We start from the raw sequence: 21421 nt of genomic DNA on the forward strand, positions 1-21421 counted from the left end.
CAGCCCGGCAGCTTGCTGCCGCTTATGATGCGGTTCAGCACAACAGGAACACGTTCCAAGGAGATTTGCCATGGCGTCCAAACCCCGCTACCCCCTACCCGATCTCAACACCCTGCCACAGGACATCCAGGATCGCATCCTGCAGGTGCAGGAAAAGGCAGGCTTCATCCCCAACGTGTTCCTCGCCTTTGCCCGCCGCCCTGCGGAGTGGCGTGCGTTTTTTGCGTACCACGACGCCTTGATGGAGCGTGAGGACAGCAGCCTGACCAAGGCTGAGCGCGAGATGATCGTGACGGTGACCAGCGCGCACAACGAATGCCTGTACTGCGTGGTGGCCCATGGCGCGCTCGTCCGCATCTATGAAAAGGCGCCCCTCCTGGCCGACCAGCTGGCCGTCAACTACCGCAAGGCCGATATCACCCCGCGCCAGTGCGCCATGCTGGATTTTGCGATGAAGGTCTGCACCCGTTCGCAGGAAGTCAACGACGCCGATTTCGATGCGCTGCATCCGCACGGCTTTGATGACGAGGATATCTGGGACATCGCGGCGATCACGGCGTTTTTCGGCCTCTCGAACCGCATGGCCAGTTTTGCGGGCATGCAACCCAATGAGGAGTTCTACCTGATGGGGCGTGTGCCAAGAGCAAAAGGCTGAAGCAAAGGGATGGCGTGAAGGGCTGAGCAGGCCTGCAGCCACCGCTTGCCGTTATCACCGGCCTTCCCTGCTCAGACCTCGGCCAGCTTCACACCGCCGCGCAGGCGCTCCTCCACGGCCTCGCGCATGCCAGGCGGTGCATCGGCAAGCAAGACTGGCCACTCGTCATGTGCCCGGCGCACCACGTCCTTGAGCAGCGCCACATGGCGCGACGCGCGCAGCAGGCCGGCGGATTTGACCAGCGCCTCCACATCGTCCCAGCTCAGGGCGCGCATGGCGGCATCAATCGCCTTGTTCACCGCGTACTGCTGCGGCGGTGAGCCCGGAAAGAAGGCGGCGACGCACACGCAGTCATACACGGGCGCCAGGCGCGGCTGGTGGCCATTGGGGTAGATCAGCGCCCAGTTTTTCAAATGCGCATCGGTATTGCCCATCAGGATGGCGGCAATGGTGCGCGCCAGAAACTCGCGCGTGTCGGCCACGGGCTCGGGGCTCAGGCGGTCGAGCACACGGAGCATCGTGGGCCAGTCCTGCTGCAGGCCCTTGCCGTATTTGTGGCGCGGCGCGTAGCCCAGTGCCTGGTTGAACTCTTCCATGTGCACGCGGCTGCCATCGGGCAGGTGGTCAAAGCGCTGCACGGCCAGAATCTCGTCAAACGGCACATGCCCGGGCAGGTCGGCCTGCGCGCGGGTGATGACCTGCGCATCCGCCGTGGTCAAGCCCAGCGCCTGGCATAGGCGGTAGCAGCTGTATTCGTTGGCGACCAGATCGGGATGCGCCGTGCTGGGCAGCTTGAGGATGACGCTGCCCGCTGCGCCCTTGCGGTGCACGGTGTAGCGGCGGCCGTCCTGCACCGCGCTGAACTTGGTGACGATGCCGGGCAGCGACGCCGCATCTGCCACCGGAAACTCCACAAAACCGGGCTCCAGCACGTCGAGCCCCTGCGTGGTGTGCCAGTGCCGCACCACATCGGGAATGGCTTCGCCCTGCGGGACGGGCTCCACTTCCAGCGCGCCCATCAAATCGTGGCCGGCAGCGGCCAGCAGCTCGAACTCATCGTCGGGCGAGCAGCCGCGCTCGGCAGCCAGGCGTTCGCGGTTGTGGCCTTCGGGCAGCAGATTCTGAAAGTACACGGGCCAGCGCCCATCCGTGCGCACCAGGCGCGCATCACGGGCAGACGAGAGGATGGCCCGCGTGTCGGCCTCGTTGCCCCCCAGATAGCTCAGTGACAAGGTGGGGCGCTGCGCATCGGCAATGTAATCGGCCTCAAACGAGACGCGCAACACATCGCCGTACTGCGACAGGTAGCCGATTGCGCGGCGCCCGCCCCCCATGGCCGCAGGCTGGTGCATGTACAGGCGCAGGTAGCGGATGGAGGTGGACATGGCGATATGCGGGCGGTGCTCAGCGCGCCTTTGCCTGGTTGGCAGGGCCCCGTGGCTCGGCGGCGATGCTCTCCACCACCGAAGGCGGCGCATCGGCCCCTGCCGGCTGGCCCAGGAACTTGCCGCCTGACTGGATGAAGGCCTGCAGCGCGGGCACCAGATCCGCCGGCACGGCCACCAGTTGCATGCCCAGCACACGCGCCATCTCGGCCACGGTGGAGTAGCGCGGGTCCACATCGCCGGTTTCGGTGCGCTGCACGGCCATGCGGGACAGGCCTGCGCGCTCGGCCAGTTGGGCCTGGGTGATGTTCTGGGCCTTGCGGCTGGCAGCCAAGGAAGCAATCAATGCATCAGTCATGCTTCACATCATACTCTTTTTCATGAAAATGAGTATAAAAATATTCATTTCAACCAAACAATGCAAGCAACACAAGAAAGCAAGGAGAAAAGATACTTATAGCGATCATTTTTCAAAAAAAGATCACCACAGATATCTTTTATGCCATGTGAAGCGCTACGCCCTCAAGCCACCCACACGCAGGCCGCAAAGCGGCCCGAGCCGCCCTGCACACCGGGCACCCCATCGCGCCGGTGCGAAAAGAACCGCTCCGGGTTGCGCACCGTGCACCAGACGGGGCTGCTGTCGTTGCCATAGAGCCGGGTGATTCCCTGGCGCTGCAGACGGTGGCGGGCCAGTGCGCTCAGATCCGCCTGGAACTTGCCCGGCTTGCCAGCCGCAAAGCAGGCCGCAGCGCTGGCATCGTGCTCCACAAAGGCAGCCTGCACTTCCGGGCCCACCTCGAACTCGGGCTGGCTGATGCAGGGGCCGAGCCAGGCGAGTGTCTGCGCGGCAATGTCTGCCAGGCTCATATCCTGGCCCAGGTGCTTGCGCACCAGTTGGGCATATGCGGCAAAACAGGTTTCCAGCACCCCGACACCACCCTGGCCCACAAGGCCGCGCCACCCCGCATGCGCCGCGCCCACCACGGGCAGATTGGCGTGCGAGAAGATCACCGGCAGGCAGTCTGCAGCCATCACCGCGCAGCCCATGCCGGGCGTGTCGCTCACGCTGGCATCGGCATCCTGGCCGCTGGTGGCGCACTGGTCGATGTATTTCACCTCGGTACCGTGCACCTGGCGCACAAATACCGGCTGGCTGGGCGGTGATGCACCGGCAACGACAGTGGCAGGGCTGCCAGCGGCGCCATTCAATGCTTTTTGGGTCTCAAGCGCTTGCATGGCTTGCGCAAGCAGCGCTCTATTCTGTAGCACATGCGCAGCCTCATCACCCACATTCAGGCTGAGGTTGGTAGTGCCAAAGAGGCCCGAGCTGAACCCGCCCTTGCGGGTGGTGCACAAGGCGTGCACCCGCGCAGGCGCAGGCCAGTCGGGAATGATCCAGTCCTGGGGGAAGGCAGTATCCATCGTGGCGGGCTCCCTCACGCCTGCGCGTCCGGGCAGGCCGAAGGCTGGGCTTTCTGCACGGCGTCCGTTGCCAAGGCGGCCTGGTAAGCCGCCATGGTGAGCGGCAGGCCTTGCAGATCGACATTGAAGCGCTGTGCATTGAAGATCTGCGGCACCAGCGCGCAGTCGGCCAGGGTCAGGCTATCGCCCCAGCAGAAGATGGAAGGCGGCAGACCCTGCGCCTTGCGCTCGGCAGCCAGCAGCACCAACTGGCGCTCAAAGGCATCCAGCCCGGCCCGGCACCAGTGCTGGTACCAGGCGTTCTTGGCCTCTTCGCTCTGGCCCAGCGTGTTCTTCAGGTACCCCAGCACCCGCAGGTTGTTGATGGGATGGATCTCGCAGGCCACCTGCAAGGCCAGCGCGCGGATGCGGGCACGCGCCAGCGCGTTGCCAGGCAGGAGCGTCGGGGTATCGGGATAGGTTTCCTCCAGCCATTCGATGATGGCGAGCGACTGGTTGAGCCACTGGCCATCTTCGGTTTCCAGTGCGGGCACCAGCGCATCGCCCACATGGCTGGCAAAGGCAGCGGCGCGGTGTTCGCCCTTGACCAGATGCACCGGCACATAGTCGTAAGGCAGGCCTTTGGCATGGAGTGCGATGCGCACGCGGTAGGACGCAGAGGAGCGGAAATAGTTGTGCAGCTTCATGGCTGCACAGCATACCGCAGGCAGGTGGGCGATTGTGCACACAACCAACAGGCAGTCGCGCGCATGACAGTGCCTGCAAGGAGGCGCGCGAACCAAGGCGTGGCTTTACACGGCCTTCCACCCTTTTTGCCCGATAATTTTTTGCATCGATTCATTGACCCGCGCGCCGGTGCCCTGCGCGCCGCCAACCGAGACCAGCATGAGCCACTACGTCATTCCCGCGCCCCAGCAAGCCAGCGTGCCCGTGCACGGCAGCAGCGACCTGTTTCCCGTGCACCGCATCTATTGCGTGGGCCGCAATTACGAAGAGCACGCCAAGGAGATGGGGTTTACCGGCCGTGAAGCGCCTTTCTTCTTCATGAAACCTGCCGACGCCATCGCGCCGGTGGCCGCAGGCACCACGGGCGAGGTGCCCTACCCCACGCTCACCAGCAACCTGCACCACGAGATCGAGCTGGTGGTGGCCATTGGCAAGGGAGGCAAGAACATCTCGGCTGCCGACGCCGCCCAGCACATCTGGGGCTACGCAGTGGGCCTGGACATGACCCGCCGCGACCTGCAGGGCGAGATGAAGAAGCAAGGCCGCCCCTGGGAGATTGGCAAGGCCTTTGAAGCCAGCGCCCCCATCGCCCCGCTGGTGCCCGCAGCCCAGGCGGGCGATGTGAACAACGCTGACATCTGGCTCCAGGTCAATGGCGCCGAGCGCCAGCGCAGCAATGTGAGCAAGCTGATCTGGAACATTGCAGAAACCATCGAAGTGCTGTCGCAGGCCTGGGAGCTGCAGGCGGGCGATCTGATCTTCACCGGCACCCCCGAAGGCGTGGCCGCCGTCGTCAAGGGCGATGTGCTCGAAGGCGGCGTTGCAGGCCTGCCATCGCTCAAGATCCAGCTGGTGTGATTGCCAGCGTCCAACCAAAACGCCACCCACTGCGGTGGCGTTTTTCGTGGCCGCACAAGCGCATGGCTGTTCTGCGTCGGATGACAAAACGCCCCCTTGCGAGCCACTGCTGCATGCAGCCAACAAGCCAGGGTCGCCATTTTGCAACCACCCGCTGCACAGCCCCACCAATAGCGCACAATAGCGCCCATGACTTCTCGCGCCCCTGTTGATTACTGCCGCCAATGCGGCACCAAGGTAGAGCACCGCATTCCCGATGATGGCGACACCAAGATCCGCGCCGTCTGCCCCGCCTGCCGCGTCATCCACTACGAAAACCCGCTCAACGTGGTCGGCACAGTGCCTTACCTGGGCGACCGGGTGCTGCTGTGCAAGCGCAACATCGAGCCGCGCAAGGGCTACTGGACGCTGCCCGCAGGTTTCATGGAACTGGGCGAAACCACAGGCGCAGGTGCCGCGCGCGAAACCGATGAGGAAGCCGGCGCGGACATCACCCTGGGGCCGCTGTTTTCCGTCATCAACGTGCCCCATGTCGGCCAGGTGCACCTCTTTTACCTGGCGCAACTCAACAGCAGCACATTCAACCCTGGCTGGGAGACGATGGAGGCGCGGCTGTTCAGCGAAGCGGAAATTCCATGGGACGACATTGCCTTCCGCACCGTCAAGATGACCTTGAAGCGCTATTTTGAAGACCGCAAACAGGGCGCGTTCGGCTTCCATGCCGTGGACCTGGAGCCGCCAAAGGAAATGCGCTGACAGGCTGGCTGCCCTGCGCCAGACACCATGCATCAGAATCTCGAAGGAACACCGTCCATGTCTCTCTCCCCATCCCGCCGCCAATTTGTCCGCACCGCTGCCCAGGGCCTTGCACTGGCCGGCCTCTACACAGGCGTTCTGCCTGCCAGCCATGCCGCCAAGCTGGTCGACATGGCCCAGGCCATGGTGGAGAAATACAAGCTCGGCCACACCCTGCCCCAGGTGGCATTGCAGCTGGCTGCCAAGTCGCCCGACTACCAGACGCTGATCGACAAGATGGGCGCACAACAGGCCCAGCAGCAGTTGATGGCTGCCGCCCGCCAGGTGGTGCCGCAATACCAGAAGCAATGGGATGCGCAGCTTGCCAATGCCTATGCGCAGACCTTCAGCGAGCCCCAGCTCAAATCCTTGCTGGAACTGGGCCCCCAATCCCCGCATGCGCAGCTGATGCAAAGCAAGCAGGCCGAAATCAACCAGCAGATGCAGAAAAGCAGTTCAGGCATGCTGCGCGAAATGCTGGGCAAACTGTTTGCAGCCGCCCAGCAACCCGCAGCCAAACCGGCAGACAAGGCGCCGGAAAAGGCCAAGAAGTAAGCTGCATACGCTCCATGACTGCCAGACCTTGCTTGCAGGCTTGGTCAAGCTTGCTCAGCGGCGCAAGGTTCTCGGTCTCAGCCCAGGAAGCCAGGCCCCTCTGCCTGACAGGTCTTCTTCAGCAATTGAGCACGTTCCCCGACCGATGGCACACGCGGCCATCCGGCCCGGTCAACATGTTGGGATTGCTGGACTTGCGAAAGATACCGCCCTGGCTGTCATAGCAGTAGTTGGCGTTGCAGTTGGTGATGGTGGTAGGTGTTTTGGGCGCCACGATGGGCTGCACGGCCTTTGCAGGCGGCTGCAAAAGCTCCGTGCTGGAGCCGCAGGCCGCATTGGCCTTGGCAATGGCCGCGTTCACCTGATCGCGCTTTTCAGCTTCATTTCTGGCGATGGCGCTGCGCGCAGCGTCCAGATCGCGCAGCGCAAGCCTGCAGTCCTCGGTGTCACGAAGACCGGGCTGGGGGCCCTGGGCGTAAATCGGCGCATGCACGCTGGCGGCAGCCAACAACCCGCACGCTGCCAAAAGTTGAACCCGTTTCATCTCCTCTCCTTGCGATCCATGCGGGCAGTGGAAGCACCTTGCGCATCGCACTTGATGGTGACACAAGTCCCTTCAAGGCTGATCAAGCCACTCCATGCTGCGCCGCGGCACCCGGTCATCCAGGCGCATTCCTTTTGGGCCATCAAACCTGGCCGGTCTTGAGCAGCTGCAGCATGCCTGCCTCGTCAAGCACCGGCACGCCCAGCTCCTCGGCCTTGGCCAGCTTGCTGCCAGCCTCGGCGCCCGCCACCACATAGCTGGTTTTCTTGCTGACCGAGCCCGAAACCTTGGCACCGGCGGCTTCGAGCAGGTCCTTGGCTTCGTCGCGGCCCATGGTCGGCAAGGTGCCGGTCAGCACCACCGTCATGCCAGCGAGGATCTGCGGCGGTTTCTCGGCGGGTGCACCCTCTTCCCAGTGAACTCCGGCAGCGCGCAGTTGCTCCACCACCTCGCGGTTGTGCGGCTGCGCAAAAAAGGTGTGGATGCTCTGCGCCACCACCGGGCCCACATCGTTCACCTGCAGCAGCGCTTCGACCGAGGCATCCATGATCGCATCGAGCACACCAAAATGCTTGGCCAGATCCCTGGCAGTGGATTCGCCCACATGGCGTATCCCCAGGCCGAACAGAAAGCGCTGCAGGCTGGTCTTCTTGGATGATTCCAGCGCCGCCAGCACGTTCTGCGCAGATTTCTCGGCCATGCGCTCCAGGCCCGAAAGGGTGGCGATCCCCAATTTGTACAGATCGGGCAAGGTGCGGATCACACCGGCATCGACAAGCTGATCGACCAGTTTGTCGCCCAGGCCTTCAATATCCATCGCGCGGCGGGCGGCAAAGTGCAGGATGGCCTCCTTGCGCTGCGCGGGGCAGAACAGGCCGCCGGTGCAGCGGTGGTTGGCCTCGCCCTTCTCGCGCACCACGGCACTGCCGCAGATGGGGCATGCCGCAGGCATGTGAAAGTTGGGCACGTAAGGGCTGCGCGGCCCGGGCTGCGAAGCCGCATCGGCACCGGGCACAGGAGCGACACGGCCCACCACCTCGGGAATCACATCCCCCGCGCGGCGCACGATCACCTGGTCGCCCACGCGCACGCCCTTCTTGCGGATGTCAAACACATTCGACAAGGTGGCATTGGTGACGGTGACGCCGCCTACAAACACCGGAGCCAGGCGCGCCACAGGCGTGAGCTTGCCGGTGCGGCCCACCTGGACGTCAATGCCCTCCAGGCGCGTCACCATCTCTTGCGCCGGGTATTTGTGCGCAACGGCCCAGCGCGGCTCGCGGCTGACAAAACCCAGCTCGCGCTGCTGCGCCCGGCTGTTGACCTTGTAGACCACGCCGTCGATCTCATAGCCCAGGCTGCCCCGCTCTGCGCCCATGCGCTGGTGAAAGGCGACCAGCTCGCCCGCCCCGCGTGCCAGACAGACTTGTGGCGCCACCGGAAAGCCCCAGGCCTTGATCTGCATCAGCATGGCGTAGTGGCTCTGCCAGTCCGGCCCACCGCTGACCACAGGGGTGACTTCACCCACGCCATAGGCAAAGAATGACAGCGGGCGCTGCGCGGTGATGTTGGAATCGAGCTGGCGCACCGCCCCTGCCGCCGCATTGCGCGGGTTGACGAAGGTCTTGCCGCCTGCAGCCTCCTGCTTGCGGTTGAGCGCGTCGAAGTCATCGCGGCGCATGTAGACTTCGCCCCGCACTTCCAGCACCGGGGGCACGCCCGCGTTCTGTGGCAGGCTGAGCGGTATCTGGCGGATGGTGCGGATGTTGTGCGTCACGTCCTCGCCAATCTCGCCGTCTCCGCGCGTGGTGGCCTGCACCAGCAGGCCGTTTTCGTAGCGCAGGTTCATGGCAAGGCCATCGAACTTGGGCTCGGCCACGTATTCCACCGGCGGGGCCGAAGCATCGAGCCCCAATTCCTTGCGGATGCGTACGTCGAAAGCCTCGGCGCCGCTAGCCTCGTTGTCGGTTTCGGTGCGTATGCTGAGCATGGGCACCGCGTGGCGCACCGGCGTCAGGCCGTCGAGCACCGCGCCGATCACCCGCTGGGTGGGCGAGTCGGGAGTCACCAGTTCGGGGTGCGCCTTCTCCAGCGCTTCGAGCTCCTGGTAGACGCGGTCGTATTCGCCATCGGGCACGCTCGGCGTATCGAGCACATAGTATTCGTGCGCCCAGCGGACCAGTTGGTCGCGCAGCGCTTTTATTTTGATAGCTGCCTGCGCTTTTGCGTCATGCGCTGGAGCCGAAAAAAGATCAAAGGTATCAGCCATGAGACTTGCTTCCAAAGCACAAGGCGGGTGGCATTCTTCGCCCACCCGCCTTGTCAAAAGAATAGCTACTCGCGCTTGCTACAAAAGGATTTCAAACGTAAATCTATCTGAAATGCTTTGAGGGCAAGCGCCAACAGCTCATTTTTATCAACTGAACAAACGCCGCGCCGCCAGCGAGCCCGCTGCAAGCTCTCGCTCTTCGAGCTGGTCGTACAGGTTCTCCAGGTCCTGCGCGATCGGGTCCACCACCATCACCGGCAGTGGCGTGCCGTTCTGGTCGCAGATGACGCCGTCCATCTCGGCGCACAGGGCTTCGGCGGCAGCACGCATCTTGTCGAAAGGCGCTTCGCTGCGGCTGACGTGGGGCACATCCAGGCTCAGCAGCACATCACGCAGCGCGCTTTGCTCCGGGTCGTCTGCCAAGGCTGCCTGGGCATCGTAGGTCAGCGCTAGAATGGATGGCATCTGTGCAATGCTGGAAGGCATCACCATGCGGCCAGGGCCTGCGGGCACAAAGCCGTGCTTGGCGGCGACCTGTGCAACGTAACCGGGGCTCCACGAAGCGCGCTTGGCGCGCAGCATGAAGGCCAACTGGGCATCATGCTCGCTGGCAAAGGCATCCAGTTCACGGGCGCGGGCCACTTCCTGCAGCATGTCGGGCAGGTCAGGCGAGGCGCCGATGGTGTCGGCAAACTGCTGCACCTTGCCGACAAATTCGGAAAACTCGATCTCGTTCATCGGGCCGTGGCGGTTGGCCAGTTGAATGCCAGCCTGGAAGCCGGTGTAGCGCTCGCCCGCCTTGGGCAGCTCCCAGGTCTGCGTTGCCTGGTTCATGCCTTCGATGTTGAAGGCCTTGTTGCCCGCGCGAAAACTGCTGGGCATGGCGGCAATGGCCGCGTTGCCCGAAACGATGCCATCGGTATGGATCGGAGCAATCGCGTCGGTCAGCGCATCCAGTATCTGCTGGCGGTCACCCAGGTAGGTGCCGGGGTTGCCGCTGCGCGCCACGGCGCCTGCGGGAAACGCATCTGCACTGGCATTGCCGCCCAGGTTGCCCCCCAGGCGCGGGCCCTGCCCACCCAGCTGGGCATCCAGCACCGGATCGCCCGTGGCTGCGCCCACCTTGCCATCAAAGCCGGGTTCGAAACGCGCGTCGTCTTCGCCCGCAGGCAGTGCGCCGCCAGCCTCTTCGGGCTTGGGCTTCTTGGGCTCGTTGCGGCGGGCAGACCAGGTGTTGAAGCCGACATACAGCGCCAGAATGACACCAAAGGTGATGACCAGGGCCAGTTGAAAATTACTCATACGATTTCGTTGTAAATATCCCAGGGCCGACGCACACAACGGTAAACAGCGGGCATCGCTTTGCGAAAAGCATGCCCCCACCGGGTGTGCGCAAGCCGCGTATCCGTATCCATCAGACCGATTCGGCCATCGTCAGCGCGGACTCCATGTCCACGGCCACGATGCGCGAAACGCCCTGCTCCTGCATTGTTACACCAATGAGCTGCTGCGCAATCTCCATGGCAATCTTGTTGTGACTGATGAAAAGGAACTGGGTTCCCCGGCTCATGCTGGCCACCAGCTTGGCGTAGCGCTCGGTATTGGCGTCGTCCAGCGGCGCGTCCACCTCATCCAGCAAGCAAAACGGTGCGGGATTGAGCTGGAAGATCGCAAACACCAGTGCAATCGCCGTGAGTGCCTTCTCGCCACCCGACAGCAGGTGGATGGTCTGGTTCTTCTTGCCGGGCGGCTGCGCCATCACCTGCACGCCAGAATCGAGAATCTCGTCGCCGGTGATGATGAGCTTGGCCTGCCCGCCACCAAACAGTTCGGGGAACATGCGGCCAAAATGCTGGTTCACCGTGTCGAACGTGCCAGAGAGCAATTGCCGCGTCTCTGCGTCGATCTTCTTGATCGCGTCTTCAAGGGTCGTCATCGCCTCGGTCAGGTCCTTCATCTGCGAATCGAGGAAGGTCTTGCGCTCGCGGGCGTGGTTCAACTCGTCCAGCGCTGCCAGGTTGACGGCGCCCAGCGCGTCGATTTCGCGGTGCAGGCGGTCAATCTCGCCTTGCAGGCCCGTGAGGCGCACATTGCCCTCCTGAATGGATGCGGCCAGCGCCTCCATATCGGCCTGCGCGTCGTTCAGTAAGGTGGTGTACTGCTCCAGGCCCAGTTGCGCGGCCTGTTCCTTGAGCTTGAATTCGGTGATGCGGTCGCGCAGCGGCTGCAGATCCCGCTCGAACTGCTGGCGGCGCTCGTCGCTGCCGCGCAGGCGGGCGGTCAGGTCGTCATATTCGCTGCGGCGCGCGGCAAGCTCTTTTTCGCGCTCCATTTTCAGGTTCAGCGCGTCCTGCAGGCCGCCTTGGGCGGCTGCGTCGTTCAGGCGCCCCTGCTCTTCCTGGGCGCGCACCTGCTCATCAGCAAGGGCCTTGGCCTGCTGTATGGCCGTCTCCATGGTGCGGCCGAGCTCGGCGCGGCGCGCATCCATGCTGCGCTGGCCGAACACGGCTTCCTGCGCCTGTCGCTCCAGCGCACGCAGCTGCTCGCGGGCGCCGGTCAGCTTGCGCTCGGACTCGTAGACCTGCTCATCGAGCTGCGCGTGGCGCTCCTGGCTGTCGGCCAGTTGCATGTCCAGCTCTTCAAAACGGGCCTCGGCGGCAATGCGGCGCTCCTGAATCTCTTCGAGCTGGATCGTCACTTCCGACAGATCCGCATCCAGCTGCGCCGTGCGCGCACGCGCCTGCTCGGCCAACTGGGTCTGGCGCAGGGTTTCGACCTGCAGCTCGTGGGCGCGGTTGCGGGTTTCGGCCGCATCGTTGCGGGCCGTCACCAGGCGCTGCGATGCATCGGCATAGGCCGATTCGGCGCGCACCAGGGCGTTGCGTGCCTCTTCGCCGATCAGCGACTGCGCACGCAGCTCCTTTTCCAGGTGCTCGATCTCCTGGGCCCGCGCCAGCATGCCCGATTGCTCGGAATCCTGCGCGTAAAAGCTCACGCTGTGGCTGCTGACGGCGTGGCCCGTGGGCACAAAAATGGTCTCACCCGCCTTGAGGCGGGCGCGCTGCGCCAGCGCCTCGTCGAGGGTCGGCGCCGTGTAGCAGCCGCACAGCCAGTCGGACAGCACGGCGCGCAGGCCTGCATCGTGTACGCGCAGCAGGTCGGCCAATTGGGCCATCTGCCCTTGCGGCGCGGCGCCGGGAGCCTGCGGCAGGCTGTAGAACGCCAGACGCGCAGGCGGCGCATCCTGCGCACCGGCGCCCAGAAAGCCGCGCACCATGTCGAGGCGGCTCACTTCCAGGGATGACAGGCGCTCGCGCAGCGCCGCTTCCAGCGCGTTTTCCCAGCCGGGCTCGATCTGGATGCGGCTCCACAGGCCCTGCAATCCGTCCAGGCCATGCTTGGCCAGCCAGGGCTGCAGCTTGCCGTCGGTCTTTACCTTTTCCTGCAGGGCCTTGAGGGCTTCAAGGCGCGCGGCCAATTCGGCCTGGCGGGCGCCTTCGCTGTTGACCTGCTGCTGTTTCTCGCGGCGCGCCTCGTCGAGCTGGGGCACGCTGTCCTGCAGCTCTAGCAGGCGCGCCTCGGCAATTTCGGCGGCCTCGGCGGCCTCGTCGTTCTGCTGTTTCAGGTTGGCAAGGCGTGCCTCGTCGGGCGCGGCCATGGCATTGCGGTCGGTGCGCAGGCGTTCGCTGCGCACTTCCAGACCACGGCTTTGTTCGTTCAGGCTGCGCTGCTCGGCGGCCAGCACCTGAATCTGCTGCTGCACCTGGGTGACGGCGCCACGCTGCTCATTGGCACGCTGCTGTGCCTGGCGGTGCGCGTCTTCCATGTCGGGCAGCTGCTGGCTCTGCTCTTCAAGCTGGGCAGCCAGCATTTCGGCCTTTTCCTCGGCGTCCATGCCCTGACCGGTCAGGGTTTCAAGCTCGGTCTCGGATTCTTCCTTGCGGACCATCCACATGGCGATCTGCTCGGCCAGTTGCACCAGGCGGTTTTCCACGCGCTGGCGGCCTTCCACCACGTAGCGGATTTCGGCCTCCAGCCGCCCCACCTCGGCCGTCGCCTCGTAGAGCTTGCCCTGGGCCTGGTTGACGGTATCACCCGCCGCATAGTGGGCTTGGCGGATCGACTCCAGATCGGCCTCGACATGGCGCAGGTCGGCCATGCGCGACTCCAGATCGTTGACGGCCTTGAGGCCTTCGATCCGCACCTTTTCCTGGTCTTCTGCCGCATCGCTGCGCTTGAGGAACCACAGCTGTTGCTGCTTGAGTGTGGCGCTGGCGTTCAGCGCGTTGTATTTGGCGGCCACCTCGGCCTGCTTTTCGAGCTTTTCAAGGTTGTTGTTCAGCTCGCGCAGAATGTCTTCGACGCGGGTGAGGTTCTCGCGCGTGTCGTTGAGACGGTTTTCGGTCTCGCGGCGGCGTTCCTTGTATTTGGAAACCCCGGCGGCTTCTTCGAGGAACAGGCGCAGCTCTTCCGGGCGCGATTCGATGATGCGGCTGATCGTGCCCTGGCCGATGATGGCGTAGGCGCGCGGGCCCAGGCCGGTGCCGAGGAACACGTCCTGCACATCGCGTCGGCGCACCGGCATGTTGTTGATGAAATAGCTGCTGGTGCCGTCACGCGTGAGCACGCGCTTGACGGCAATCTCGGTGTACTGGCTCCACTGCCCGCCCGCGCGGTGATCGCTGTTGTCGAACACGAGCTCCACACTGGAGCGGCTGGCCGGCTTGCGGTGGTTGGTGCCGTTGAAGATCACGTCCTGCATCGACTCGCCGCGCAGCTCGCTCGCCTTGGATTCACCCAGCACCCAGCGCACCGCATCCATGATGTTGGACTTGCCGCAGCCGTTGGGCCCCACCACGCCCACCAGTTGGCCAGGGAGCATGAAATTGGTCGGCTCCGCAAACGATTTGAAGCCAGCAAGCTTGATGGAATTGAGACGCACGGTGCTTTTTTACTTTTCTCGGTCGGGATCGATGGCGTGGAACAAACAATGAATGGCAGGCCGATATAATACCGTGCAAGCCCTGCCTGCCACGGGCAAAAGCATCCATCCCAGGCCTTTTGCCTGCGCACCGGACTGCATCGGCGTTGAAATCTTGCGACATCGCAACAAGATTGCGCGCGCAACACCCCCCACCAGAGCTGACAATAAACACAGCCGCACACAGGACAAAGCCTGCGCGGACAATGGCTGCATGGATTCCACGCTGTCCAACACCTCTCCCTCCCATATGGTCGAAGCCTTGGCCGCCCTGCAGCCCGGCGCCCGGTGGATCAACAGCTTTGCGCAGTTGCCGCCCGCCTTCTACACCCGCCTGCAGCCCACGCCAATGCCACAACTGGCCTTGAACGCGGGCAACGGGCCTCTGGCCAGCGCCCTGGGCTTTGCCAGCGATTGGCTGCAAACCGAAGCTGCCGCCCAGGTGCTGGGTGGCAACACACTGCTACCCGGCATGGATGCCTTGGCCACCGTCTACAGCGGCCACCAGTTTGGCCAGTGGGCTGGCCAGTTGGGCGATGGCCGCGCGATCCTGCTGGGAGAGCTGGCCGCGCCAGACCAGCAGGACAGTGGCCAGGGGCTGGAGCTGCAGCTCAAGGGCGCAGGCATGACGCCATACTCGCGCATGGGCGACGGCCGCGCGGTTCTGCGCTCGTCCATCCGCGAATACCTGTGCAGCGAAGCCATGCACGCGCTGGGCATTCCAACCACGCGAGCGTTGTCGCTCGTCACCTCGCCGCAGCCGGTATACCGCGAGACAGTGGAAACCGCTGCCGTGGTGGCCCGCGTAGCGCCCAGCTTTGTGCGCTTTGGCCACTTTGAACACTTTGCCGCCCGCAACCAACTGGACAACCTGCGCACGCTGGCCGACTACGTGGTGCAGCGCTACTTTGCCGGCGCTGCCCAGCACGCGAGCGGCACCCCCGCGCGCTACGCAGCCCTGCTGGGCGATATTGCCGAGCGCACTGCCCGCATGGTGGCCCAATGGCAGGCCGTGGGCTTTTGCCATGGGGTGATGAACACCGACAACATGAGCATTCTGGGCCTGACCATCGACTACGGCCCCTTCCAGTTTCTGGACCATTACGATGCAGGCCACATCTGCAACCACAGCGACAGCAGCGGCCGCTATGCCTTTTCACGCCAGCCGCAAATCGCTTACTGGAACCTCTACTGCCTGGGCCAGGCGCTGCTGCCCCTGATTGACGACGAAGCCCAGACCATTGCCGCCATCGATGCCTATAAGCCCGCGCTGGAAAGCGCCATGCTTGCCGCCATGGCTGCCAAGCTGGGGCTGCCGGGCGAGGCCACCCGCATTGCCGACCTCGCCAACCCACTGCTCACTTTGATGCAGCAGCACCGGGTGGACTACACCCTCTTCTGGCGCGAATTGTCGCAAGCGGTAAAAAATGACCGCCTGCCTGCCCTTGCCCACTGGTTTGCAGGCGATGCGGCTTTCGACACCTGGTTGCTACAGTATCAGGAGCTTCTGGCGCGTGCTGATATTGCACAGGCTGCCGATTTGATGCTCTGCACCAACCCACAGTACGTGCTGCGCAATCACCTGGGCCAGCAGGCCATTGAGGCCGCTCAGCGCGGCGACTGGGCGCCCTTTGCACGCTTGCAAACCGTGCTGGCAGCGCCATATCAGGAACATGCGGGCTGCGAAGACCTGGCAGCCCTCCCGCCCGACTGGGCGCAACACATTGCCATCAGTTGTTCATCATGAGCTTTCCCATCCAGAAAACCGATGCCCAATGGCAAGCCGAACTGGCTGCCAAGCATGCCGAGCCCGCGGCCTACCAGGTCACGCGCCACGCCGCCACCGAGCGCCCCTTCACCGGCAAGTACGAGCAGCACTGGGCCGACGGCAGCTACCACTGCGTGTGCTGCGGCGCCAAGCTGTTCGACAGTGACACCAAGTTCGACGCGGGCTGCGGCTGGCCCAGCTTTTCGCAGGCCATTCCTGGAGCCATTGCCGAAAACGTGGACCGCAGCCACGGCATGGTGCGGGTGGAGACCGTCTGCGCGCAGTGCGGCGCGCACCTGGGCCACGTCTTCCCCGATGGCCCCGAGCCAACCGGCCTGCGCTATTGCATGAACTCGGCCTCGCTCGATTTCGAAGACACGAAGTGACGGCGGGCGCGGCGCGACTGTGCGGCGGAACTTTTCCGCACCGCCGCGCTCTTAGAACGTGTTTCCCCCCATTCGCCGCATTGCGGCAGGTCAAGCACATCTTCAGCACGGCTTAAGTCAGGGCGAATCCGCTCGCGTATCATTGACAGCCTTTCAAACAAAACGCTGAAATCACTGCGCCGCAGACTGCAGGCCTACAAGAACGACTCCAACACGCCACGCGCTGCGCCCATCCAGACCCCCCTGCTTATGAAATTCCTGATCGATTTTTTCCCCATCCTGCTGTTCTTCGTCGCCTTCAAGGTATGGGGCGTGTTCGTGGCAACGGGTGTGGCCATCGTTGCCACCATTGCGCAAATTGCCTACCTGCGCATGAAGACCGGCAAGGTCGAACCCATGCAGTGGATCAGCCTGGGGGTCATCGTCATCTTCGGCGGCGCCACCCTCATCTCGCACAACGACACCTTCATCAAGTGGAAACCCACGGTGCTGTACTGGGTGATGGCCGCCGTGCTGCTGGGTGCCTACTGGATCATGGGCAAGAACCTGATCCAGAAACTCATGTCTGCGCAGGTGCAACTGCCCCAGCACGTATGGAACAAGCTCAACTACAGCTGGGCGATCTTCTTTCTCGTCATGGGTGTGGTCAATATCTGGGTCGCCTACCAGTTCGATCTGGACACCTGGGTCACCTTCAAGATGTTCGGTGGCCTGGGCCTGATGCTCGCCTTTGTGGTTGCACAGGCGCTGTACCTGAGCCGCCACATCCAGGAAGCGCCCCCTGCCAGCAAGGCCCCGGATTCGCTGCCCAAATAAGAGAAACCAGACAGATTGACCTCTGGCGCCCTTCCTCAAAGCGCCACCAGCTATCGTTTCTATAGTAATCATGCAAACCCAGGACATCACTGCCGCCGCCATTGACGCCGTGCTGCGCAACACGCTCGCGCCCACCCTGCTCGAGGTCATCGACGAGAGTTGGCAGCACGCGGGCCACGCCGGCGCCAATGGCACCGGTGTGGGCACGCATTTCCGGGTTCGCATCGCTTCACCCTTGTTTACCGGCACATCGCGCATTGGCCAGCACCGGCTTGTGTATGATGCGCTGCAAGCATTCATTGACGCGGGTTTACATGCCCTTGCCATTGAAGTCCTCAGTACACCAAAACCATGAAATCACTGGTGTATATTTCATTTCATTGATAAATATTTTGGATTTCGCATGAAAAAACAGCTCTTGTCCGGCCTGGTTGCAGCTGCTCTGCTGGGTTCTGCTGCACTGCCCGCGATGGCTCAGAACATTGGTATCGTCAATGGCAAGCCCGTGCCTGCATCGCTGATGCAGACCTTCAAGGACCAAATGGAGCGCAGTGGCCGCCCCGTGACGGCTGACCAGGAAGCCCAGATCAAGGAAGCCATCATCGAGCGCGAAATCTACGCGCAAGCTGCCAAGGCCCAGGGTCTGGACGCCACCGACAGCTTCAAGGGCCAGATGGAACTGGCGCGCCAGGGCATCCTGACGCAAGAGCTGTTTGCCGCTTACGAAAAGTCGCACCCCATTACCGACGCAGCCGCCAAGGCCGAATACGACAAGTTTGTCGCCGCCAACCAGGGCAAGGAATACCATGCCTTCCACATTCTGGTGGACAGCGAAGACAAGGCCAAGGCCCTGATCGCCCAGATCAAGAAGGGTGCCAAGTTTGAAGACGTGGCCAAGAAGGAATCGAAGGATCCTGGATCGGGCCAGCGCGGTGGCGATCTGGACTGGGGCAATGCTGCCAACTACGTGCCCGAGTTCTCGGAAGCCATGACCAAGCTGAAGAAGGGCCAGATGACCGACGCCCCGGTCAAGACCCAGTTCGGCTACCACATCATCCGTGTGGACGACATGCGTGATGCACAACTGCCCAAGCTTGACGAAGTCAAGCCACAGATCGTGCAGCAACTGCGTCAGCAACAGATCCAGAAGTACCAGCAAGAACTGCGTGAAAAGGCCAAGGTCGAATAATCTTCCTTGCGCCTTCAGCCAGCAACCCCTGCCCCGTCCAGGGGTTGTGCTTTTTGTGGCGCGCGATGGATCGCGCCACCGATAAACTAGCGTTTTCAGACCCGCGCGCAGTCCTGATACAGGCTTGACCCGCGAAGTGACGGCAAGGTGCAAAGCCACCGCCTGTCACCGAGCGCCAGTGCTCCTGCAATGATCAGCCAAACACATTGGCGACTGCTGCGCCCCAACAAGAAAGAACCCACCCCATGCGTCTTCTGCACACCATGCTGCGCGTCGGCAACCTGCAGCGCTCCATCGATTTCTACACCCAGGTGCTGGGCATGAGCCTGCTGCGCACGTCCGAGAACCCGGAGTACAAGTATTCGCTCGCCTTTGTGGGCTATGAAGGCGGCAACCCCGGCCAGGCGGAAATCGAGCTGACCTACAACTGGGGCACGGAATCGTACGACCTGGGCACGGCCTACGGCCACATTGCGCTGGGCGTGCCGGACGCCTACGCCGCCTGCGAGAAGATCAAGGCCAATGGCGGCAACGTGACACGCGAGGCCGGACCTGTCAAAGGCGGCACCACGGTGATCGCTTTCGTGACCGACCCAGATGGCTACAAGATCGAATTGATCCAGCGTGCAGAAGACGCTACAGGAGGCGGCCTGCGCTAAGAGCCGCTCACACAGTCCTTGATACGTCATTGCTTCGTCGGGGGCGCCTAGCCGGGGGCGCCTAGCCGGGGGCGCCTAGCCGGGGGCGCCTAGCCTTGTCGTACGTCTTTACTGCTTGCGGCTTCGCCTAGCGCGGCCCGGCCTGACGCGGCCCGACCTAGCGCGGCCCTGCCTGACGCGGCCCGACACCTAGTCTCAGCCGCACATCTGCGATTTGCTGGGTTGCGTTAGCGGCTCTAAGCGCGCTTGGCCAGAAATACTCCATCAAACTTTCGACCGAATTCGCACAAAGGCAGCCGCCGTTGCGAGTCCCATCAGCACAATGGCCCAGAGTGCGTTGACTGGAACGGGCGTTGAAACGCTGGCATTTTTGTCATTGACGGTCAGCGTCACCGTAGCTGTTGCACAGACTGCTGGCACCGCCTTGTTGCACAGCTGGTAGGTGATGGTGTAGGTGCCGGGCGGCACTGCAGCCGTGGTGGTGACGAGGCCTGTGGCAGGGTCCAGCACCACACCGGGGTTGGACGCTGGCGTCACCACGGTCAGCGTGGAATTGCCAAGCGTGGAAGGCACGCCATCGGTAGTGTCGTTGGCCAATACGTTCACGGGGGTTACCGGCGTCCCGGCAGTGGCTGTGACCGTATCGGGCTGCGGGGCGGCGGCGCCTGCTACCGTGACTGTGACCGTGCTGGTGGCGCATGTTGGGGGTGTCGCCTTGTCGCACAGCTGGTAGGTGATGGTGTAGGTGCCGGGCGGCACTGCAGCCGTGGTGGTGACGAGGCCTGTGGCAGGGTCCAGCACCACACCGGGGTTGGACGCTGGCGTCACCACGGTCAGCGTGGAATTGCCAAGCGTGGAAGGCACGCCATCGGTAGTGTCGTTGGCCAATACGTTCACGGGGGTTACCGGCGTCCCGGCAGTGGCTGTGACCGTATCGGGCTGCGGGGCGGCGGCGCCTGCTACCGTGACTGTGACCGTGCTGGTGGCGCATGTTGGGGGTGTCGCCTTGTCGCACAGCTGGTAGGTGATGGTGTAGGTGCCGGGCGGCACTGCTGCCGTGGTGGTGACAAGGCCTGTGGCAGGGTCCAGCATCACACCAGGGTTGGACGCCGGCGTCACCACGGTCAGCGTGGAATTGCCAGGCGTGGAAGGCACGCCATCGGTAGTATCGTTGGCCAATACGTTCACGGGTGTCATGGGCGCTCCGGCAGCAGCTGTGCCTGTATCGGGCTGCGGGGCGCCTGTGCCAGCAATGGTTACGGTTGCGGTGGTGTTGGCACAGGCTGGCGGCAATGATTTATCGCACAAGGTGTAGGTAATGACATAAGTGCCAGGCGGTGTAGCGGCGGTTGAAGTTATCTGGCCGGTACTCGGGTCCAGCACCACACCAGCATTGGCGGCTGCGGTGGTGTTGGCATCGGTGCCCACCTGCAATGTGGAATTGGTGGGTGTGGCGGGCTGCCCATTCGATGTGTCGTTGCCCAGCACATTGATGGGGGTAAGGGGCGCGCCCATAACGCCAGTGGCAATATCGGGCTGCGGGCTCACCAGCAGCAAGGCTGCCGGGTTGATTCTGGTGGCATATAGTGTTGTTTGAGAGTTGATGGTATTAGGAGCGGTGACGATGGTAGTGGTGTCTTGTGTAATTGTTATTTTGTCTACCGGCCCGTTGATCACCAGCCCATTGAGGAATAACGAAGTGCCTACCGCCGGTGCGAGCGGGTTCCAGGTATAGGTCACAAAATTGGCCCCCACCCCGCCGGCCGTTTGCTGAAACCTGCTGGTGGCGGTACCACCCACCGCATCAAACACCGCCCCGCCGCTCAGTGCAATGGTGACCGTGCTGCCGCTGACGTCGGGTGGAGGCGGAGACCTGCGCAGTGAAAAACCGCTTTTACCCCCTGAACCACCCGGAAAGGCATTGCCCTGGGCGGCTGCAGGCCCGAACGTGGCAAGCGTTGGGCTGTAATTGATTTCAACCACCTCTTGATTGGTTGTGGGAACAGGCCCTGCCTGGTTATTTAGAATTCCTGAAAAAGAACTATTGACAGCACCAGAAAGACCAAGAGCGGGCAGGCCACCTGATCTAGACAAAGAACCCGATGCGGTTTGATTCACTTGAATATTGACCGACGGTGTTCCCTGCGAAGCAATACTGCTGGTTGTTACTGTTGAGGTAGCGGGATTGGTAGCAACGGGGCCATTCGTGTACGACCAAGGGCTCAAATCCCAATCGCCGGGTGCTGCGCACGCATATGCTGCGTTCAGCAATAGCGAAACTGCAAGTATTTTTTTCAGCTTTAGTAATTTCATGGTGCATCCCTCATCAAGATATCTGCTGCTTATTGATTTTATTTACGCATGTTTAATTTATGCGAACAATTGATATTGAACAGCAGCATTCGCAGGC

At 63.0% G+C, this 21421-nt stretch carries 20 protein-coding genes; 11 read left to right on the forward strand and 9 right to left on the reverse strand.

The features are described from left to right. Positions 1–70: 70 nt before the first annotated feature. Positions 71–655: a peroxidase-related enzyme gene (locus ACH2DG_RS07730; RefSeq protein ID WP_395025247.1), complete on the forward strand. Its 585-nt coding sequence runs from the start codon at positions 71–73 to the stop codon at positions 653–655. A 71-nt stretch (positions 656–726) separates the two neighbouring features. Here ACH2DG_RS07730 and ACH2DG_RS07735 read toward each other — a convergent pair whose 3' ends face one another. From ACH2DG_RS07735 to maiA, 4 genes are all read right to left on the reverse strand, one after another. Next, positions 727–2040, reverse strand: a complete 1314-nt coding sequence (locus ACH2DG_RS07735; protein WP_395025249.1) for a type II toxin-antitoxin system HipA family toxin — start codon at positions 2038–2040, stop codon at positions 727–729. 19 nt (positions 2041–2059) lie between these two features. Then, on the reverse strand, positions 2060–2398 hold the full coding sequence (locus tag ACH2DG_RS07740; protein WP_395025251.1) for a helix-turn-helix domain-containing protein: 339 nt from the start codon (positions 2396–2398) through the stop codon (positions 2060–2062). Between the two features lie 164 nt (positions 2399–2562). Further along, entirely contained in the window at positions 2563–3465 is a 903-nt protein-coding gene (locus tag ACH2DG_RS07745) for a polyphenol oxidase family protein (protein ID WP_395025253.1), read from the reverse strand. Between the two features lie 14 nt (positions 3466–3479). Continuing rightward, the gene (gene maiA, locus ACH2DG_RS07750) at positions 3480–4151 is read right to left on the reverse strand and encodes a maleylacetoacetate isomerase (RefSeq protein WP_395025254.1); all 672 of its coding nucleotides are present in this window, start codon (positions 4149–4151) and stop codon (positions 3480–3482) included. A 199-nt stretch (positions 4152–4350) separates the two neighbouring features. On the opposite strand from maiA, the gene ACH2DG_RS07755 reads away from it, so the two are divergent. The 3 genes from ACH2DG_RS07755 (at position 4351) to ACH2DG_RS07765 (ending at position 6399) form a co-directional block, all read left to right on the forward strand. Beyond that, positions 4351–5049 carry a fumarylacetoacetate hydrolase family protein gene (locus ACH2DG_RS07755; RefSeq protein ID WP_395025255.1) on the forward strand — a complete coding sequence of 233 codons (699 nt, stop codon included), beginning with the start codon at positions 4351–4353 and terminating at the stop codon, positions 5047–5049. 189 nt (positions 5050–5238) lie between these two features. After that, entirely contained in the window at positions 5239–5805 is a 567-nt protein-coding gene (locus ACH2DG_RS07760; RefSeq protein WP_395025256.1) for an NUDIX hydrolase, read from the forward strand. A 57-nt stretch (positions 5806–5862) separates the two neighbouring features. Next, on the forward strand, positions 5863–6399 hold the full coding sequence (locus ACH2DG_RS07765) for a hypothetical protein (RefSeq protein WP_395025257.1): 537 nt from the start codon (positions 5863–5865) through the stop codon (positions 6397–6399). A gap of 118 nt (positions 6400–6517) precedes the next feature. Here ACH2DG_RS07765 and ACH2DG_RS07770 read toward each other — a convergent pair whose 3' ends face one another. The 4 genes from ACH2DG_RS07770 to smc form a co-directional block, all read right to left on the reverse strand. Next, positions 6518–6943: a hypothetical protein gene (locus ACH2DG_RS07770; protein WP_395025259.1), complete on the reverse strand. Its 426-nt coding sequence runs from the start codon at positions 6941–6943 to the stop codon at positions 6518–6520. 142 nt (positions 6944–7085) lie between these two features. Beyond that, positions 7086–9212: an NAD-dependent DNA ligase LigA gene (ligA, locus tag ACH2DG_RS07775; RefSeq protein WP_395025260.1), complete on the reverse strand. Its 2127-nt coding sequence runs from the start codon at positions 9210–9212 to the stop codon at positions 7086–7088. Between the two features lie 147 nt (positions 9213–9359). Further along, complete coding sequence (locus ACH2DG_RS07780; protein ID WP_395025261.1) at positions 9360–10514, reverse strand: cell division protein ZipA C-terminal FtsZ-binding domain-containing protein; 1155 nt, start codon at positions 10512–10514, stop codon at positions 9360–9362. Between the two features lie 112 nt (positions 10515–10626). Then, the gene (smc, locus tag ACH2DG_RS07785; RefSeq protein ID WP_395025262.1) at positions 10627–14154 is read right to left on the reverse strand and encodes a chromosome segregation protein SMC; all 3528 of its coding nucleotides are present in this window, start codon (positions 14152–14154) and stop codon (positions 10627–10629) included. Between the two features lie 289 nt (positions 14155–14443). On the opposite strand from smc, the gene ACH2DG_RS07790 reads away from it, so the two are divergent. The 6 genes from ACH2DG_RS07790 to gloA all read left to right on the forward strand — a co-directional run bounded on the left by ACH2DG_RS07790 (position 14444) and on the right by gloA (position 19011). Continuing rightward, a complete protein-coding gene (locus ACH2DG_RS07790; RefSeq protein WP_395025441.1) occupies positions 14444–15940 on the forward strand; it encodes a YdiU family protein in 1497 nt (498 codons plus the stop codon). Next, complete coding sequence (gene msrB / locus ACH2DG_RS07795; protein ID WP_395025263.1) at positions 15937–16347, forward strand: peptide-methionine (R)-S-oxide reductase MsrB; 411 nt, start codon at positions 15937–15939, stop codon at positions 16345–16347. Before ACH2DG_RS07790 ends, msrB begins: the two co-directional genes overlap by 4 nt. A 249-nt stretch (positions 16348–16596) precedes the next feature. After that, entirely contained in the window at positions 16597–17163 is a 567-nt protein-coding gene (locus ACH2DG_RS07800) for a septation protein A (RefSeq protein WP_395025265.1), read from the forward strand. Positions 17164–17233: 70 nt separating this feature from the next. After that, on the forward strand, positions 17234–17518 hold the full coding sequence (locus ACH2DG_RS07805; protein ID WP_395025266.1) for a BolA family protein: 285 nt from the start codon (positions 17234–17236) through the stop codon (positions 17516–17518). Positions 17519–17566: 48 nt separating this feature from the next. Further along, positions 17567–18352 (forward strand): peptidylprolyl isomerase, encoded by a 786-nt coding sequence (locus tag ACH2DG_RS07810; protein ID WP_395025268.1) that lies wholly within the window; start codon positions 17567–17569, stop codon positions 18350–18352. A gap of 245 nt (positions 18353–18597) precedes the next feature. Beyond that, on the forward strand, positions 18598–19011 hold the full coding sequence (gloA, locus tag ACH2DG_RS07815) for a lactoylglutathione lyase (protein WP_395025269.1): 414 nt from the start codon (positions 18598–18600) through the stop codon (positions 19009–19011). A 264-nt stretch (positions 19012–19275) separates the two neighbouring features. Here gloA and ACH2DG_RS07820 read toward each other — a convergent pair whose 3' ends face one another. Beyond that, positions 19276–20994, reverse strand: a complete 1719-nt coding sequence (locus ACH2DG_RS07820; RefSeq protein ID WP_395025271.1) for an Ig-like domain-containing protein — start codon at positions 20992–20994, stop codon at positions 19276–19278. Positions 20995–21136: 142 nt separating this feature from the next. Between ACH2DG_RS07820 and ACH2DG_RS07825 the strand changes: the two genes are divergently transcribed. Continuing rightward, entirely contained in the window at positions 21137–21397 is a 261-nt protein-coding gene (locus ACH2DG_RS07825) for a hypothetical protein (RefSeq protein WP_395025272.1), read from the forward strand. Positions 21398–21421: the final 24 nt, after the last annotated feature.

Source organism: Comamonas odontotermitis (assembly GCF_040396735.1).
GTDB lineage: Bacteria > Pseudomonadota > Gammaproteobacteria > Burkholderiales > Burkholderiaceae_C > Comamonas > Comamonas odontotermitis_C.